Annotated in this window: 12 protein-coding genes; 2 read left to right on the forward strand and 10 right to left on the reverse strand. The window is 73.9% G+C overall.

The features are described 5' to 3' along the window. Positions 1 to 54: 54 nt before the first annotated feature. From ACGFI2_RS27100 to ACGFI2_RS27135, 8 genes are all read right to left on the reverse strand, one after another. On the reverse strand, positions 55 to 1,287 hold the full coding sequence (locus tag ACGFI2_RS27100; protein ID WP_393522011.1) for a glycosyltransferase: 1,233 nt from the start codon (positions 1,285 to 1,287) through the stop codon (positions 55 to 57). Positions 1,288 to 1,348: 61 nt separating this feature from the next. Continuing rightward, positions 1,349 to 2,926 carry a hypothetical protein gene (locus tag ACGFI2_RS27105; protein WP_393522013.1) on the reverse strand — a complete coding sequence of 526 codons (1,578 nt, stop codon included), beginning with the start codon at positions 2,924 to 2,926 and terminating at the stop codon, positions 1,349 to 1,351. Then, a complete protein-coding gene (locus tag ACGFI2_RS27110) occupies positions 2,923 to 4,125 on the reverse strand; it encodes a glycosyltransferase (RefSeq protein WP_393522015.1) in 1,203 nt (400 codons plus the stop codon). The genes ACGFI2_RS27105 and ACGFI2_RS27110 overlap by 4 nt, the downstream gene beginning before the upstream one ends. 42 nt (positions 4,126 to 4,167) lie before the next feature. Then, complete coding sequence (locus tag ACGFI2_RS27115; RefSeq protein ID WP_393522017.1) at positions 4,168 to 5,454, reverse strand: glycosyltransferase; 1,287 nt, start codon at positions 5,452 to 5,454, stop codon at positions 4,168 to 4,170. Between the two features lie 137 nt (positions 5,455 to 5,591). Then, the gene (locus tag ACGFI2_RS27120) at positions 5,592 to 6,695 is read right to left on the reverse strand and encodes a lipid II:glycine glycyltransferase FemX (protein ID WP_393522018.1); all 1,104 of its coding nucleotides are present in this window, start codon (positions 6,693 to 6,695) and stop codon (positions 5,592 to 5,594) included. Next, on the reverse strand, positions 6,692 to 7,822 hold the full coding sequence (locus tag ACGFI2_RS27125) for an aminotransferase class I/II-fold pyridoxal phosphate-dependent enzyme (RefSeq protein ID WP_393522020.1): 1,131 nt from the start codon (positions 7,820 to 7,822) through the stop codon (positions 6,692 to 6,694). The genes ACGFI2_RS27120 and ACGFI2_RS27125 overlap by 4 nt, the downstream gene beginning before the upstream one ends. 167 nt (positions 7,823 to 7,989) lie before the next feature. Next, a complete protein-coding gene (locus ACGFI2_RS27130; protein ID WP_393522022.1) occupies positions 7,990 to 8,421 on the reverse strand; it encodes a hypothetical protein in 432 nt (143 codons plus the stop codon). 137 nt (positions 8,422 to 8,558) lie between these two features. Further along, positions 8,559 to 11,048 carry a Tex family protein gene (locus ACGFI2_RS27135; RefSeq protein ID WP_393522024.1) on the reverse strand — a complete coding sequence of 830 codons (2,490 nt, stop codon included), beginning with the start codon at positions 11,046 to 11,048 and terminating at the stop codon, positions 8,559 to 8,561. Positions 11,049 to 11,229: 181 nt separating this feature from the next. On the opposite strand from ACGFI2_RS27135, the gene ACGFI2_RS27140 reads away from it, so the two are divergent. Both ACGFI2_RS27140 and ACGFI2_RS27145 read left to right on the forward strand, forming a co-directional pair. Then, positions 11,230 to 12,492 (forward strand): nucleotide sugar dehydrogenase, encoded by a 1,263-nt coding sequence (locus tag ACGFI2_RS27140; protein ID WP_393522025.1) that lies wholly within the window; start codon positions 11,230 to 11,232, stop codon positions 12,490 to 12,492. Positions 12,493 to 12,537: 45 nt separating this feature from the next. Next, positions 12,538 to 14,049: a deoxyguanosinetriphosphate triphosphohydrolase family protein gene (locus ACGFI2_RS27145; RefSeq protein ID WP_393522027.1), complete on the forward strand. Its 1,512-nt coding sequence runs from the start codon at positions 12,538 to 12,540 to the stop codon at positions 14,047 to 14,049. Positions 14,050 to 14,055: 6 nt separating this feature from the next. Here ACGFI2_RS27145 and ACGFI2_RS27150 read toward each other — a convergent pair whose 3' ends face one another. Then, positions 14,056 to 15,201, reverse strand: coding sequence for an MBL fold metallo-hydrolase (locus ACGFI2_RS27150; RefSeq protein ID WP_393522029.1), 1,146 nt, complete (start codon positions 15,199 to 15,201; stop codon positions 14,056 to 14,058). A 117-nt stretch (positions 15,202 to 15,318) separates the two neighbouring features. Further along, positions 15,319 to 16,503, reverse strand: coding sequence for a zinc-dependent alcohol dehydrogenase (locus tag ACGFI2_RS27155; protein WP_393522031.1), 1,185 nt, complete (start codon positions 16,501 to 16,503; stop codon positions 15,319 to 15,321). Between the last annotated feature and the right edge of the window lie 38 nt (positions 16,504 to 16,541).

The following is a 16,541-nucleotide window of genomic DNA, read 5'->3' on the forward strand; positions in this document are numbered from 1 at the left end:
CGTGGTCGCGACCGGTTCGATGACCCGCCGCGGCGGGCCCGCCTCGTCGATTCGTCATGGTTGTCCGGCACGCTCCGTCGCCGGGGCGGTCATCCGGTGGTCGGACCGTCCGGCCGGGCCCTCCGGACGTCCCTGGTACAGGTGGACGTGGGCGTCGACGGCGGAGCGCAGCGAGAAGACGCTGGCCCGGAACGCGTGCCGGGCGGCCTCGCGGTCCCGGTCCGTGCGGCCCGCCCGGACCAGCGGCGCGATCGCCGCGGCCCACTCCGAGGGCGGGGCGTCCCGGGGCACCAGGCTGACCCCGGGCAGCTCCGCGGCGATGAAGCGCACGCCTGGCAGGTCCGACCCGACCACGGGCGTGCCGACCGCCAGCGCCTCCAGCACCACGCCCGGCAGCCCTTCCCGCGCCGACGGCAGCAGCACGACGTCCGCCTGCCGCATCACCGCGCCGACGTCGTCGCGGGGGCCGAGCAGGTGGACGCGGCCCGCCACGCCGACCGCCCGCGCCTCGGCGCGGACACGTTCCTCGTCGTCCTCCTGACGGAGGCCGACCAGGGCGGCGTGACCGTCCGCGCCGGCCGCCCGCAACGCCGCCACGATCCGTGGCACCAGCCACCGCCGCTTCGCCGGTGAGGGGCGACCGACGTGCAGGCAGACGACCTCGCCCGGGGCGGCGCCGACGGCGGCGCGGAGGTCGAAGCCGGACGGGCCGTCGAGCCGGTCGACGTCGAGGCCGTTGGGCACCACCCGGCACCGCGGGTCCGACGTCCAGTCGGGCCGGTACCCGTGGGACAGGGCGCCGGGCGCCACCCCCACGATGTCCGTGGCGCACCACCTGATCAAGCCGCGCATGATCCACCGTTGCGCCCGCCGGCGAAGCGTGTTCCCGTGCTCGTCCCCGTCGCTGCGGAAGTGCGCGATGCGGACCGGCACCCGGGCCAGCCGGGCGAGCAGGAGCAGCGCGCCGGAGAACGTCGCCACGTGGGAGTGCACCACCCGCGGTCGCAGCCGGACGAGGAACCGGACGAAGCGCAGCGGGAACCGGACGTCCAGCGGCAGCGGTCGCACCCGCGCGCCGAGGCGCTCGACCGTGGGCGCCAGCACCCCGGAGCGACCGGCCAGCGTGACGAAATGGACGTCCGCGCCGGCCGCGGCCAGGTGCGGCAGCAGCTCGACGGCCCGCAGCTCCGCGCCGCCCACGTCGAGGACGCCGAACACCTGCACCACGGCGTACCGGTTCGGCGCGGGCGGCGCGGCAGATGTCGGTCCGGCCCCTGAGCGGGTCATGTGTGGTCAGTCCCCCGAGGATTGTGCGGTCGTGGACCGGCCGGTCCGGGCGTGCGGCGGGCTAGCGGAGCACGCGCTCCCGGTCGACCGGATCCGGTCGTGGTGGCCGGTGAGGCTGCGGCACGGTGGGGCCCAGGGCCGGTGGCCCGGCGGGGGACCGGCTACTGCTGAGCAGGAGCAGCAGCACCACCGGCACTGTGAACATCATGTTGAAATCGATCATGTTGCCGAGGTCGGCGTTGACGGCGATCGTCAGCCCCCACGCCATCGCGGCGAAGATCTGCGGCGTCAGCGCGGTACCGTCCCGGGCCGTCCGGTACAGACGGCCGATCAGGCGGATGATCAGGCCGTACGCGGCGAACGAGAGCACGCCGCCGAGCAGCCCGAAGTTGATCATCCCCTCGCCGGCCATCCCGTAGACCTTGCTCGCGTTCCGTTCCCCCCGGCCGTACAGCGGGTTGTAGAGCCAACGCGACCCGACGTCGCGCTTGGTCTCGAAGTCGAGCGGGGCGATCGAGTTCGGCAACCAGAGCCGCAGCGGCGCGAGATAGGTCGTGCCGTACTCGGGCTGCATCTGGCCGGACAGCAGGCGGTGCAGCACGAGCGCCTGCACGTCGGTGCGACCCAGGTCGCCGGTCAACAGCAGGGGCACGTTGCGCCCGGTCGACGACTCGGCCTGGGTGACCGAACCGGTCTGCCGGATCTCCCGGATGCTGTCCACGCCGCCGACCTTGAAGAACCCGGCGCCGTAGAGGAACACGAGGATGAGCACCGCGGGCCCGAGCAGCGCCCGCCGGGTCAGGCGTCGCACCACGAGGTGGGCCATGACCAGCGCGAGCAGCAGCGGCCACAGCGTGCTGCTCCGGCTGCCGCCGAGGCCGGCCACGAAGAACTGGGTGACCACCAGGCCGGTCAGGAGCAGGGCCAGCCGGACCGGACCACGGGCGAACGCGTCCCGCCACCGCACCAGCGCCAGCGTGTAGACAAGCAGCGGGAACGCCTGGCTGATCAGCAGGATCGAGCCCAACTTGGTGAGGTCCGGCGGAACCGCCCGGTTCGTCATCGCGGCCACGAACGCCGAGAAGCCACCGAACGAGCGGACCTGGTAGCCGAAGAAGAGCGCCACGCTGACCGCCGCCGCCACGACACCGAACAGGTAGAACGTTCGCAGGTTGAGGATCCGGGCCGGCTGGCGCCGACGGGGTGGCCGGCCCGGCGCGTCGAGCACCAGACGGTAGACGCAGAGCCCGACGACGTTCAGCACCGACAACGCGCCGATCGCCTCCGGCCAGTCGGGCGGGTTGTAGTAGTCCGTCCCCCACGTCCGGTTGACGACCGTGAGCACCGGCACCACGTAGAAGAAGTGGAAGCCGAACAGACCCGCGCAGGCGCGCGGTTCGAGCACGTCCGTACCGCGCCGGAACCAGCGGACCGCCTCGGCCCCGATGACGGTGCCGCCCACCGTCACCGGCGCCATCAGCCAGTGGCGTAGGGACGGCACGCAGACGACGAGCGCGAGCGAGAGCGACGTGGTGAACGCGCCTGCCGCCAGGAGTTCCCAGGCCCGCTTCCGCCCCTCACCCGACTGGACCGGCGCCTCGGGGCCGACGGGCAGGACGAGACCGGCCGGCGTGCTCATCGGCGTCCTGCCGACTGCTCCAGCGGCCACACCGGGGCGGCGGGCGCGGGCACGCCCCAGACCCGGCGCCACTCCTGGGACACGTGGTCCAACGTGAACGGAGACGACCGAAGGGCCTTGCGCAACGCCTCGCGCTCGGCGCCGCCGAGTGCGGCCTGGTCGAGCGCCGCCTCGGCCCACCGGTCGGCGCCCGCCGCGAGCGGCACCAGGGTCACCCCGGGCAGCAGCGCGGCGAGTTCCCGCATGCAGGGCAGGTCGTTGGCCACCACCGGCAGTCCGCTGGCGAGGGCCTCCAGGACCACCCCCGGAAGCCCTTCCGTCAGCGACGGCAGCAGCAGCACGTCGGCGGCGACCAGCACCGGCCCGATCTGCTCGACCTCGCCGGCGAGCACCACCTGCGGATCGTGGACGACGTCCGGATGCGCGTCGGTGATGTCGTCCGTGCCCCGGGCGCCGGCCACGAGCAGCCGCACGTCGGGCTGCCGGACCCGGGCCGCCCGGTGCACCTCCACCAGGAAGGGCCGGTTCTTCACCGGGGCGGACCGGCCGAGGTAACCGAGGACCGGCGCGTCGAGCGGCAACCGCCAGCGTTGCCGGGCCGTGTCCCTGGCACCCTCGGTGATGCGGTCCGCGGCGAAGCCGTTGTAGAGCACGCGGTACCGCGAGTCCCGCCCGCGCCGGCCGGTGAAGTCAAGCGTCGCGCCGGTCACCCCGAGGACGTCGGTGGCGGCCCGCGGCAGCAGCCAGCGGTACACCGCCCGCTTCGCCCGGCGGACCGGGGTGTCCGGCGCGCAGTCGCTCTCGCTCCACATCCGGGCCACCCGCACCGGCACCCCGCAGAGCCGGGCCACGAGCAGGATCGGCGCGCTGGTGAGCTTGATGTGCCCGACGACCGCGTCGGGCCGCAGCCGGCGCAACAGCCACCACATCCGGAACAGGAACGACCACCGGGGCGCGCCCGGGCACTGGGTGACGTCGGCGCCCGCCGCCCGGTAGTCGTCGGCCAACGCGCCCAGCCAGCCGCCGGTGGTGACGAACGTCTGGTGGACCTCGGTCGGCGGGATGGACCGGCAGAGATCGAGCGAGGCCGTCTCGATGCCGCCCCGGTCCAGGCAGCCCAGGACGTGGACGACACGGACCGGCCGGCCGGCGCGCGCGACCGGGATGGTGGCAGGTGCGATGGGATGCGCCTTCGGCATCGTTGCTAACTCCTCGTCGGGGGGCCGTTGCCCGCCGTCAGGTCAGGGCAGGGTCCGCGGCGGTCTGGTCGGTAGCTGGCTGGGTGCGGTCTCGCGCACCGGCCGGCGCTCGTCCACCGGCTCCCGCCGCTGCGGACGCGGCGTGGCGTCGGACGGTCGCTCCGCCGCCTCGCGTACCCAGCGGTAGAAATCCGCCCGCCGCCCGGCCAGCGCCCGCTCGTCGAAGCCGCCGGCCCGGGCGTGGTTGCGGGCGCCGGCCCGCGCCATCCGGTCCGGGTCGGAGAGCATCGCCCGCAGCGCCCCGGCCAGCCGGTCCGGGTCGTCCGGTGGCACCAGGTCCTCGGCTGCCAGCAGCTCCGGGATGCCGCCGACCGTGGTGCCGATCGCCGGCAGGCCCCGCGCCATCGCCTCGATCAGCGCCTTCGGCAGCCCTTCGGTGCGCGAGGGCATGACGAACAGGTCCGCCCGGTCGAGCTGGTGCCGCACCGCCGGCCCGGCCGGCAGCGTGCCCGCGAAGGTGACCCGCTCGGTCAGGCCGAGCCGCCGGCAGAGGCGTTCCAGGTCGGAGCGGCACCGGCCGTCCCCGACGTGGATGAGCCGGACCGGGAGGGCGGGGCCGAGCCGGGCGACGGCGTGCAGCAGCGTGTCGATGCCCTTGTAGGGCTGTTCCAGCGCGCCGACGGAGACCAGCAGGGGAGCGCCGGCGTCCCGGCGGACCGGCCGCGGCTCGGCCACGAACGCGGCCGGCGGCAGGTGGATGCTGGAGTAGAAGGTGCTGCGGCTGCGTGGTCCGGGTGGATAGCGCCGTTGGAGTTGGTGTTCGGTGACGTAGGCGACCGCCGCGGCGTGCCGGCAGAGTGTCCGCAGCCGGGCCGTCTCGCGGGTCCGCAGGAAGGGACGTGCCGGATGGCGTACCGCCCCGGGGGCGAAGACGTCGTACGGATCGCTGACCACCTCGAGGGCGTACGGCCGGCCGTGGCGCAGGCACCGCTGTGCCAGCGACGCGCCGAAGACCGTGGGCGCCCGCAGGATCACCGCGTCGCGGTCGCCGGCCGACGCCCGCACGCTGGCCACCACCGCGCGGCGTCGCAGCAGGTACTGCGCCGGGCCGACGTAGTGGGGGGCCGGCCACACCGAGATGGCGTCGGCGTCCACCCGGACGGCCTCCGGTGGCGGCGCGGCCACGTCGGCCACCCGGGCCACCACCCGTACCTCGTCGAAGGCGGCGAGGTAGCGCGCGAAGAACGTGGCGCCGGGGCCGTGCACCGTCCAGATCGCGCCGTCGCTGGTCCTGGCGAACCGGGATTCGCTGGTCACCACCACTCGCATCGCGCGCTCCGCATCCGATGCCGCTCGCGCCGAGCGTCCTGACGAGGGGCATCACCGTTGACTTCGTCCGAGAAGGTAAACGGATGAAGCCGGCAAAAGTGATGGATCGTCTGGCTTGGTGGTCAGCTCCGGCAGCGTCACCCGGGCAGCGCGGCCCGGTAGGCCGGGAAGAAGTCGCCCGCCGGCTCCCAGGCCGGGTCCCGGCGGCGGCCCTCCCGCAGGTGCGCCTGTTCGAGCCGCCGGTACGCCTCGCGGTCGAGCACCCGCGTGCCCACCTCGAACGGCGTCTGACCGCCGGGCGCGAAGGCCCGCTTGTAGCGGAAGATGCCGTCGTCCGGCCGGTAGCCGCCGCCCAGCACGAACCAGCTCTTCCCCCGCTCCTGGCCCCACCGGCAGATCTCGACCTTCAGCAGGTCGTTCGGACGCAGGTCGAAGGCGTCCCGGTCGGTCCCGCCGAGATAGGAGTAGAGGACGTCGCCGGACGTCAGCACCAGCTCGGTGGAGACCACCCTGCCCCCGTGCCGGGCGTGGAAGAAGGCGAACTGGCCGGGCATCTCGTCGACGATCGTCTCGAAGAACCGGCGCGGGAAGTAGAAGCCGGCCGCGGCCGACCGGCGGTCCATGGTCGCCTCGTAGATCCGCAGGAAGTCGTCGAGCCCGGCTCCGTCCAGGTCCACCTCGACCGTCACGCCGCTGCGCCGCGCCTTGTTGACGTTCTTGCGCACCTTGTGGTCGAACTCGCGCCACATCTCGGCCGGCGGCGTCCGCAGGTCACGCCGCACGTTCGTCTGGCGCGCCTCGACCCGGCCCGCCGGGGTCAGCCGCTGCTCCGGGAAGAGCGAGAGTCGGGTGAACTCCGAGACCACCCGGCGGCCGGCGCAGAAATCGTCGAAGGCCGCCCAGAACTCCTTGGCCTCGACGTCGCTGACCTCGGACGCGAACGCGCCGCCGTAGCCGTACGGGCTGGTGAGGTCCGTCCACGCGCCACCCGCCTCGCGCAGGTGCGGCGCGTCCACCGGCCGGAGCACGAACGGGTAGAGCACGAAGCCGCGTTCGGTGCGGGCGTACGCGGCGAGCGGCTGCTCTCCGGGGCCGGCGAACAGCCGCACGTACGCCGGATGGGCGAAGACCTCGCGGTGCGCCCAGTGGTGGTGAGCAGCGCACCAGCGGGCCGCGTCGGCCGGGTCGCGGGCGTCCCAGATCTCCAACCGGACCCTCCCGCCCACGGCGGCGCTGCTCACCTCGCCTCCACGAACGCGTCGATCGTCTCCAGCGTCCGGGCGATCTGGCTCTCGGCCATGCCGGAGCCGCTCGGCAGCGCGAGGCCGTCGGCGAAGAGTTGGTCGGCCGCCCCGCTGAGCAGGGCCCGGGCGCAGGCGTACACCGGTTGGCGGTGCATCGGCTTCCACACCGGCCGCGTCTCGATGTCGCGGCCGGCCAGGTGTTCCGCCAGGTCACCGGCCCGCCAACCGGCGGCGCCCGGATCGACCACCACGACCGTGAGCCAGCAGTTGGCGCCGGCGTCGTCGTCGGCGAGCAGCCGGACGCCGGGTCGCGTGGCGAACAGCTTGGCGTACTTCTCCCGCAGCCGGCGCCGCCGGTCGATCATCATGTCCAGCCGGTGCAGCTGGGCCCGGCCGATCGCGGCGAGCAGGTTGCTGAGCCGGTAGTTGTAACCGACCTCGGCGTGCTCGTAGTGGACGGCGGGCTGACGGGCCTGGGTGGCGAGGTGTCGGCAGCGGGCGACCAGCTCGGCGTCGTCGGAGACGATCATCCCACCGCCGGACGTCGTGATGATCTTGTTGCCGTTGAAGGAGAGCACCCCGGCCCGGCCGAAGGAGCCGGCGGCCCGTCCACCCCGCCCGGACCCCAGCGCCTCGGCCGCGTCCTCCACCACCGGCACTCCGAACTCCGCGCACACCGGCAGGATCCGGTCGTAGTCGGCGCAGGAGCCGAACATGTCCACCGGCACGACCGCGGCCACCGCCCGACCCTCCCGGTCCAGCTCGGCCAGGAGCTGGCGCAGCAACGCCGGGTCCAGGTTGCCGGTCGCCGGGTCGCAGTCCACGAAGACCGGCTCGGCGCCGGTGTAGACCACGGCGTTCGCGGTGGCCACGAACGTCAGCGTCGGCACGACCACCACCTGCCCCGGCCCGGCGCCCAGCGCCAACAGGGCGAGGTGCAGGCCGGCCGTGCCGGAGGCGAGCGCGACCGCGTTCGCCACACCGACCCGGTGTGCGACGTCCCGCTCGAAGGCGTCGACCTCCGGGCCGAGCGGCGCCACCCAGCCCGACCGCAGCGCCGCCAGCAGGTAGGACTCCTCCAGCGGCCCGACGTCCGGTGGGGAGAGCCAGATTCGCCCGCTCATCGCCGTACCGGATCCCGACCACAGGAAAAGCTCACCTGGTGCTCCCGTCTGCTCGCTCCGGTCCTCACCGGGGCTAACGAGACGGAGCACGTGCGGTGTCGCGGCAGCGGACGCCGGTGGTGGTAGCCTGCCGCGGCGGCAGCGGTCGGACCGTGCTCCGGCGTCGGTCAGGGCCAGTCGTCGCCCGCGTCGAGACGCCGGCTGAGCAGCGCCGCCAGCGGCACCGACTCACCGTCGCGGCCGCCCCGCCCGACCACCAGCGGCGGCGCGCTGGGCCGCGGCTCGGCGCCGAGCAGCCGGGACCGCAGGCCCGGCGGCACGGTCAGCAGATAGAAGCGCCCCTCGGTGTCCACCGCCCGGCTGTGCGCCCGGTCCACGTACCAACCGGTGAGCCGGGTGCGGTAGCGGCCGCGCCCGTCGTGGCCGGTCGCGGCCAGCCGGGTGACACGCAGCCCGCGCCGCGACGCCTCGGCCGCGAACCGAGCCACCAGCTCCGCCGCCTCCGCCTGCTCCGCGGCGCGTTCCCGGGCGTCGGCCTCCGCGTGCGCCCGCACCGCGTGGCGTTGCCGTTCCCGCCACCGTTCGTCGTCCCCGGCCACGAGCGCGAGGGTACGCCGACGCGCGCGGGCCCGCCCGCTCTCCCGCCCGTCGGTTCGCGCCGTTCCGCGGGGGCGGCTCCGGCGGTCCGGTCGAGCTGAGTCGCCGGTGACCCCAACCCGACCGGTTCGCCGCCCTGTCAGGCCAGGCCGGCGCGGCGCAGCGCATCCGCCATGGCGTCGTTGGCCGGCGCCGCCGAACCGCCGCTCCGCCCCTGCCGCGGTGACTGGCCACCACGCGCGCCACCCCGCTCGCCCTGGCCGCCACCGCCCTGGCCACGACGGCCACCGCCGTCGGCCGGCTGCCCACCGCGTTGACCCCCGTCGCCGCGCCGGCCACCGCCGCCCTGGCCGCGCTGCCCGCCGCCCGGACCGCCCCGGCCGTCGCGGTCCCGCCGTCCGTCTCCGCCCGGGCCACCGCCGGCGGGACGGCCGCCGCCCGCCGGCGCCTCGTCGTCCAGCCGCAGCGTCAACGAGATCCGCTTGCGCGGCACGTCCACGTCGAGCACCCGCACCTTCACCACGTCGCCGGACTTCACCACGTCGCGCGGGTCCTTGACGAACGTGTGCGACATCGCCGAGACGTGCACCAGGCCGTCCTGGTGCACCCCGACGTCGACGAACGCGCCGAACGCGGCCACGTTGGTGACCACGCCCTCCAGCACCATTCCCGGCGTCAGGTCACCGATCTTCTCCACACCCTCGACGAACGTCGCGGTGCGGAACTCCGGTCGCGGGTCACGCCCGGGCTTTTCCAGCTCCGCCAGGATGTCGGTGACGGTGGGCAGGCCGAACGTGTCGTCGACGAAGTCGGTGGCCCGCAGGCCGCGCAGGATGGCCGAGCGCCCGATCAGCGCTCGCAGGTCCTGCCCGGTGGTGGCGAGGATGCGGCGCACCACCGGGTACGCCTCGGGGTGCACGCTTGACGAGTCGAGCGGGTCGTCACCGCCGGGGATGCGCAGGAAGCCGGCGCACTGCTCGAACGCCTTCGGCCCGAGCCGCGCCACCTTCCGCAACTCGACCCGGGTGCGGAACGGCCCGTTGGCGTCGCGGTGCAGCACGATGTTCTCGGCCAGGCCGGCGCCGATGCCGGAGACCCGGGTGAGCAGCGGCGCGGAGGCGGTGTTGACGTCCACGCCGACCGCGTTCACGCAGTCCTCGACCACGGCGTCGAGGGAGCGGGACAACTTCACCTCGGACAGGTCGTGCTGGTACTGCCCGACGCCGATCGACCGCGGGTCGATCTTCACCAGCTCGGCGAGGGGGTCCTGGAGGCGGCGGGCGATCGAGACCGCGCCGCGCAGCGAGACGTCGAGGCCGGGCAGTTCCTGCGAGGCGTACGCGGACGCGGAGTAGACCGACGCCCCGGCCTCGGAGACCACCACCTTGGTCAGCTTCAGCTCGGGGTGCTGCTTCATCAGGTCACCGGCCAGCTTGTCGGTCTCCCGGCTGGCGGTGCCGTTGCCGATCGCGACCAGCTCCACGCCGTGCGCCGCGGCCAGCGTGGCGAGGGTGTGCAGCGACGCGTCCCACTGCCGGCGCGGCTCGTGCGGATAGATGGTGTCGGTGGCGACCACCTTGCCGGTGGCGTCGACCACCGCCACCTTGACCCCGGTCCGCAGACCCGGGTCGAGACCCATGGTGGGACGCGCGCCGGCGGGCGCGGCGAGCAGCAGGTCGCGCAGGTTCGTGGCGAAGACCCGCACGGCCTCCTCCTCGGCCGCCTGCCAGAGTCGCATCCGCAGGTCCGCGCCGAGGTGGATGAGGATCCGGGTACGCCAGGCCCAGCGCACCGTGTCGGCCAGCCACCGGTCGGCGGGCCGTCCCCGGTCGGCGATGCCGAACCGGCCGGCCACGGCGGCCTCGTAGCGGCTGGGCCCGGTCGCCGCGCCGGCGTCACCCTCGGCCTCCGGGTCCATGGTCAGCTCCAGCGCACCTTCCTTCTCGCCCCGGAACATGGCGAGGATCCGGTGCGAGGGGAGCTTCGGGTACGGCTCGGCGAAGTCAAAGTAGTCGGCGAACTTGGCGCCGGCGGACTCCTGGCCCTCGCGTACCCGGGAGACCAGCCGGCCCCGGGACCACATCTGCTCGCGCAGCGTGCCGATCAGGTCGGCGTCCTCGGCGAAGCGTTCGATCAGGACGGCCCGCGCCCCGTCCAGCGCGGCGGCCGTGTCCGCCACGCCCTTGTCCGCGTCGACGAAGCCGGCCGCGGTGGCGCGCGGGTCCTGCGTCGGGTCGGCGAGCAGCGTGTCGGCCAGCGGCTCCAGCCCGGCTTCGCGGGCGATCTGCGCGCGGGTCCGCCGCTTGGGCTTGTAGGGCAGGTAGATGTCCTCCAGGCGGGACTTGGAGTCGGCCGCGAGGATCTGCGCCTCCAGCGCCTCGTCGAGCTTGCCCTGGCTCCGGATCGACTCCAGCACCGCGGCCCGCCGCTCGTCCAGCTCCCGCAGGTAGCGCAGCCGCTCCTCCAGCGTGCGCAGCTGCGCGTCGTCGAGGGTGCCGGTGGCCTCCTTGCGGTAGCGGGCGATGAACGGCACGGTGGCGCCGCCGTCGAGCAGCTCGACGGCTGCCCGGACCTGACGCTCGGCGACACCGAGCTCCTCGGCGATCCGCTGGTGCACAGACTGAGTCACGATCTTGATCCGCCTTCTCGGGTGGGTTCGCCGTGCATTCTGCCCGCCGGTGCTCGGCGCGTCGCAGCCCGGCGCGCCTCGGCCGGTACGAAATCCGACGGATATCACGAAAGTGCCCTTACATCACCAGCAGCCGCTCTAGCCTCCGACCAGGTATTTCTACTCCGGTCGGGAGAACCAGGTGGGTGCTGAGAAAGTGGTCGTCATCGGCCAGGGATACGTCGGTCTTCCGCTGGCGATGCGCGCCGTCGAAGCCGGCTTCGACGTGGTGGGCCTGGACGTGGACGCCGACCGGGTCAAGCGGCTCGCCTCCGGCGAGTCCTTCGTGGAGGACATTCCGGCCGACCGGCTCGGACGGGCCCTCGGCAGCGGCCGCTACCGCCCCAGCACCGAGTACGCCGACGCGAGGGACTTCGACGTCTGTGTGATCACGGTGCCGACCCCGCTACGCGACGGCACGCCGGACCTGAGCTACGTGGAGCAGGCCGGACGCGGCATCGGCCCGTACGTGCGACCCGGCTGCACCGTGGTGCTCGAGTCGACGACCTACCCGGGCACGACCGAGGAGCTGCTGTGTCCGCTCCTCGAGTCGGCCAGCGGGTTGCGCGCCCCGGGCGACTTCCACCTCGGGTACAGCCCGGAGCGCATCGACCCCGGCAACCCGACCTGGCGGTTGGAGAACACGCCGAAGGTGGTCTCCGGCGTGGACGCGCCGTCGCTGGAGCGGGTGGACGGGTTCTACCGCCGGGTCGTGGCCCGGACCGTGCCGGTCTCCTCGACCCGGGTCGCCGAGCTGACCAAGCTGATCGAGAACACGTTCCGCCAGGTGAACCTCGGACTGATCAACGAGCTGACGATGCTCTCCCACCACCTCGGCATCGACGTCTGGCAGGCGATCGACGCGGCCGAGACCAAGCCGTTCGGGTTCATGCCGTTCCGGCCCGGACCCGGCGTCGGCGGCCACTGCCTGCCGATCGACCCCTGCTACCTGTCCTGGCAGGTGAAGCGGCGACTGGGCCGCCAGTTCCGGTTCATCGAGCTGGCGAACGACGTGAACCACGAGATGCCCGAGCACGTGGCGCAGCGGGTCATGGCCGGCCTGAACCGCACCGGCCGGGCCGTCAACGGCGCCCGGCTGCTGATGCTCGGCCTCGCGTACAAGAAGAACACCGGCGACATGCGGGACTCGCCGGCCGTCGACGTCGCCCGGCGGCTGTGCGAGCTCGGCGCGGACGTCCGGGTCGCCGAACCGCACGCCGAGCCGCACCAGATCCCGGGCGGCGTGCTTGTCGTGCCGTTGACCGAGCAGGAGGTCGACGCCGCCGACGCGGTGATCGTCACGACCGACCACGACGTCTTCGACTACGAGATGGTCTCCCGCCGGGCCCGCTACGTCTTCGACTCCCGCAACCGGTGCTCCGGCCCGGTGGTGGAGCGGCTCTAGGCACACCCGGCGCCGTGGGTCGCCGGCTGCGCTAGCGTGGCGATCATGGAAGCACCTGCGGATCCGCGGGCCCGGCGGCTCTTCGGGGGCAGCGCCCGGGCACTCGGCGACCTGGCCGCCGGCCCGTTCCGGGCCGACCGGGACCGGATCGTCTCGTCGCCGTTCTTCGCCCGGCTGAACGGCGTCACCCAGGTGATCAGTCCGGGCGGGTCGGGACTGCTGGTGCACAACCGGCTCACCCACAGCCTGAAGGTGGCCCAGGTGGCCCGGGCGATCGCCGAGCGGCTGACCGCCGACCCGACCCACCGGGACCTGCTGGAGAAGCTGGGCGGCTGCGACCCGGACGTGGTGGAGGCCGCCGCGCTCGCCCACGACCTCGGGCACCCGCCGTTCGGGCACCTGGGGGAGCGGGTCCTCGACCGGCTGGCCCGGCAGCGGCTCGGGCTGCCGGACGGCTTCGAGGGCAACGCCCAGTCGTACCGGATCGTCACCAGCACCGAGATCCGCGGCGCGGCGACCACCGGGCTGGACCTGACCGCGGCGGTCCGGGCGGCGATGCTCAAGTATCCGTGGACCCGGCTGGACCATCCGGACCCGCACCCGCGGCACCTCGACCCGGCGCCGCGGGGCGCGGCGGCACCGCCGGACGACCCGGAGAGCGGGTCGGTGAAGTTCGGCGCCTACCGGACCGAGGTGGACGACCTGCGGCAGGCCCGGGAGCCGTTCGCCGGGCGCATCCCGGACTGGCAGCAGACGCCGGAGGCGTCCGTGATGGACACCGCCGACGACATCGCGTACGCCATCCACGACGTGGAGGACTTCTATCGCGTCGGGGTGTTGCAGCAGGGCGCCGTGGCGGCCGAGTTGATGGCCTGGCAGCGCGAGAGTGGGCACCTGCGCTCGATCACCGCCTCGGCGCTGGACACGGCGGGCCGGCGGCCCGGCGCGGCGATCGAACGGCTGCGCCGTCAGGTGCACCGCAAGGACGGCTGGATCGCCGACGACGAGGCGTTCGCCGCGGCGGTCGAGCACGTCCGCGAGGAGTTGGTGGAGGGGCTGCTGGCGTTGCCCTTCGACGGCTCGATCGAGGCCGAGCAGTACGTCGCCCGGTTCTCCGCCCGCTGGTCCACCCGCTTCGTGGACGCCATCACGGTGACCCCGGAGCCGGACGTGCGCTCCGGATACGTGCAGCTCGGCAAGGCGCAGTGGCACGAGGTGCAGGTGCTCAAGTTCGTGCACCACCGGTTCGTGCTCGCCCGCCCCGACCTGGCGCTGCACCAGCGCGGCCAGGCGCGGTTGCTGGACACCCTGGTGGAGGCGCTCTGGGAGTGGCTGCTGGATCCGGAGGAGGAGTCCCGGCTGCCCCGGCGACTGCACGATCTGGTCGAGCTGGCCGAGGCGGAGCTGCACCCGCGTACCCCGGACCGGATCGGTCGGGCCCGGGGCCGGGCCATCGTCGACTTCGTCGCCCAGCTCACCGACGGTCAGGCGGTGGCGATGCTGGACGCCCTGTCCGGGCGCTCGGGGGCGCTGTGGACGGACGCGTTCGTGCTCTGACGCCGATCAGGCGACCGCCTGCCACCAACCGTCCACCGCCGGCGGCTCGTCGACCACCACCCGCTCACCGGGGCACGGCACGGCGAGCCGGACGTCGCGGGCCTTCGCCTCGGCCCAGAGCCGGTCCACCGGCTCGGACCAGTCGTGCAGGGCCAGGTTGAACGTGCCCCAGTGCACCGGCACCAGCAGCTCGCCGCGGACGTCGAGGTGGGCGGCGACCGCCTCCTCCGGGAACATGTGGATGTTCGGCCAGGCCCGGTCGTACGCGCCGATCTGCATGAGCGTGACGTCGAACGGGCCGTGCTCGGCGCCGATGCCGGCGTAGCCGTCGAAGTAGCCGGAGTCGCCGGTGTAGAAGACCTTGCGCGTCGCGCCGGCCACCACCCAGGAGCTCCAGAGCGTGCCGTCGCGGCGCAGCCCGCGCCCGGAGAAGTGCTGCGCGGCGGTGGCGGTGAGGGTCAACCCGCCGACCCGGTGGCTCTCCGACCAGTCCAGCTCCACGACGCGGTCCGCCGGCACCCCCCACCGGTCGAGGTGGGCGCCGACGCCGAGTGGCACCACGAACGGCGCGGACTGGTGCGCGAGGAGCCCTTGGACCGTCGCCATGTCCAGGTGGTCGTAGTGGTCGTGCGAGATGAGGATGGCGTCGAGGCGGGGCAGCTCGTCCAGGCGGACCGGCGGCTCGTGGATGCGTCGTGGGCCGACCAGCGCCGACGGCGAGCACCTGTCGCTCCACACCGGGTCGAGCAGCACCCGGTGCCCCTCGATCTCCACCAGCGTGGAGGCGTGGCCGTACCAGATCACGTTCAGCTCGCGGGCCGGGTCGGCCGGCGGCGCGTCGGCCGGGCGCAGCAGCGGCACCGCGCTGCCCGGTCGCCGCTTCTGCTTGCCGAAGACCAGCTCCCGGACCAGGTTGCGGCCCGGGTCGGCGACCATGGTGGCGCCGGTGCCGGTCGGGTTGTGGAACGTGCCGTCGCGGAACCGCGGCGACCGGGCCGCCCGTTCCGCCCGCGCGCCGGTGAGCCGCCCGCCGAGCTGGGCCGGCACGTCCCGCGCGACCCACGCCAGCCCGGCGACGGCGGCAAGCCCGGCGATCCGCCACCGCCGGCCGCCGCCCGTCGCGCCCGGTTCCCGCTCCGCTGGTGCCCGCATGCTCGTCCCCTCCGCCGTGTCCCGCACTACACGGTAGCCACCCCCGCGCCCGGGCGTGGAAACGACGGGCGTGGGGAGGCTCAGCTCAGCCTGCGCCGGTGACGACCACCGTCCGGGTCACGGTGCGAGCACGACCTTGACGCAGCCGTCCTCCTTCTTCTGGAACATTTCGTACGCCTGCGGCGCCTGCGCGAGCGGCAGCCGGTGGGTCCGCAGGTCCTCGACGCCCAGCGGGTCGTCGTCGCCCTCCAGCAGCGGGATGATCTCGTCCACCCACCGCCGCACGTGGCACTGCCCCATCCGCAGCTGGATGCCCCGGTCGAACATCTCCATCAGCGGCATCGGGTCCTGCTCGCCGCCGTACACCCCGGAGATCGACACGGTGCCGCCGCGCCGGACCGCCTTGAGCGCGGCGTGCAGCACCACGAGCCGGTCCACGCCGGCCTTGTCGGTCATGGTCCGGGCGAGCTTGTCCGGAAGCAGCCCGGCGGCGGTCTGGGCGACCTTGCCCAGCGGCGCGCCGTGCGCCTCCATGCCCACCGCGTCGATCACCGCGTCCGGGCCGCGTCCGTCGACCAGGTCGATGAGCGCGCCGGGCACGTCGTCGAGCTGGCTCACGTCGAGCACCTCGATGCCGTGCCGGCGAGCCATCTCGAGGCGCTCCGGCACCAGGTCCAGGCCGATCACCCGGCCGGCACCGAGGTGTCGGCCGATCCGGGCGCAGAACTGCCCGACCGGGCCGAGCCCGAACACGGCAAGCGTGCCGCCGCGCGGGGTGTCCGCGTACTTCACCGCCTGCCAGGCGGTGGGCAGAATGTCGGAGAGGTAGAGCCAGCGCTCGTCCGACCCGGTGTGCGGGATCCTGATCGGCCCGAACTGGGCCTGCGGAACCCGCAGGTACTCGGCCTGGCCGCCGGGGACCGAGCCGTAGAGCGAGGTGTAGCCGAACAGCGACGCGCCCTTGCCCTCGGCGGTGACCTGCGTGGTCTCGCACTGCGCGTAGAGCCGCCGCTCGCACATCCAGCAGTGCCCGCAGGAGATGTTGAACGGGACGACCACGCGGTCGCCCTTCTTGAGCCGGGTCACCCCCGACCCGACCTCCTCGACGATGCCCATCGGCTCGTGCCCGAGCACGTCACCGGGCTTGAGGTACGGGCCGAGCACCTCGTACAGGTGCAGGTCGGAACCGCAGATGGCGGTCGAGGTGATCCGGACGATCGCATCGGTCGGCTCCTCGATCCGGGGGTCCGGGACGTCCTCGACCCGGACGTCCCGCTTGCCTTGCCAGGTGAGTGCCTTCATGCCTGAATGTCCCTCCTCGGTGCCGTCCATGGGACTGC

Source organism: Micromonospora sp. NPDC049282 (assembly GCF_043197045.1).
GTDB lineage: Bacteria > Actinomycetota > Actinomycetes > Mycobacteriales > Micromonosporaceae > Micromonospora.

Bases quoted from the DNA above. Each gene is read 5' to 3' on its own strand.
- ACGFI2_RS27100 (WP_393522011.1), bottom strand. From the start codon at position 1,287: ATGACCCGCTCAGGGGCCGGACCGACATCTGCCGCGCCGCCCGCGCCG.
- ACGFI2_RS27105 (WP_393522013.1), bottom strand. From the start codon at position 2,926: ATGAGCACGCCGGCCGGTCTCGTCCTGCCCGTCGGCCCCGAGGCGCCG.
- ACGFI2_RS27110 (WP_393522015.1), bottom strand. From the start codon at position 4,125: ATGCCGAAGGCGCATCCCATCGCACCTGCCACCATCCCGGTCGCGCGC.
- ACGFI2_RS27115 (WP_393522017.1), bottom strand. From the start codon at position 5,454: ATGCGAGTGGTGGTGACCAGCGAATCCCGGTTCGCCAGGACCAGCGAC.
- ACGFI2_RS27125 (WP_393522020.1), bottom strand. From the start codon at position 7,822: ATGAGCGGGCGAATCTGGCTCTCCCCACCGGACGTCGGGCCGCTGGAG.
- ACGFI2_RS27145 (WP_393522027.1), top strand. From the start codon at position 12,538: ATGGAAGCACCTGCGGATCCGCGGGCCCGGCGGCTCTTCGGGGGCAGC.
- ACGFI2_RS27150 (WP_393522029.1), bottom strand. From the start codon at position 15,201: ATGCGGGCACCAGCGGAGCGGGAACCGGGCGCGACGGGCGGCGGCCGG.
- ACGFI2_RS27155 (WP_393522031.1), bottom strand. From the start codon at position 16,503: ATGAAGGCACTCACCTGGCAAGGCAAGCGGGACGTCCGGGTCGAGGAC.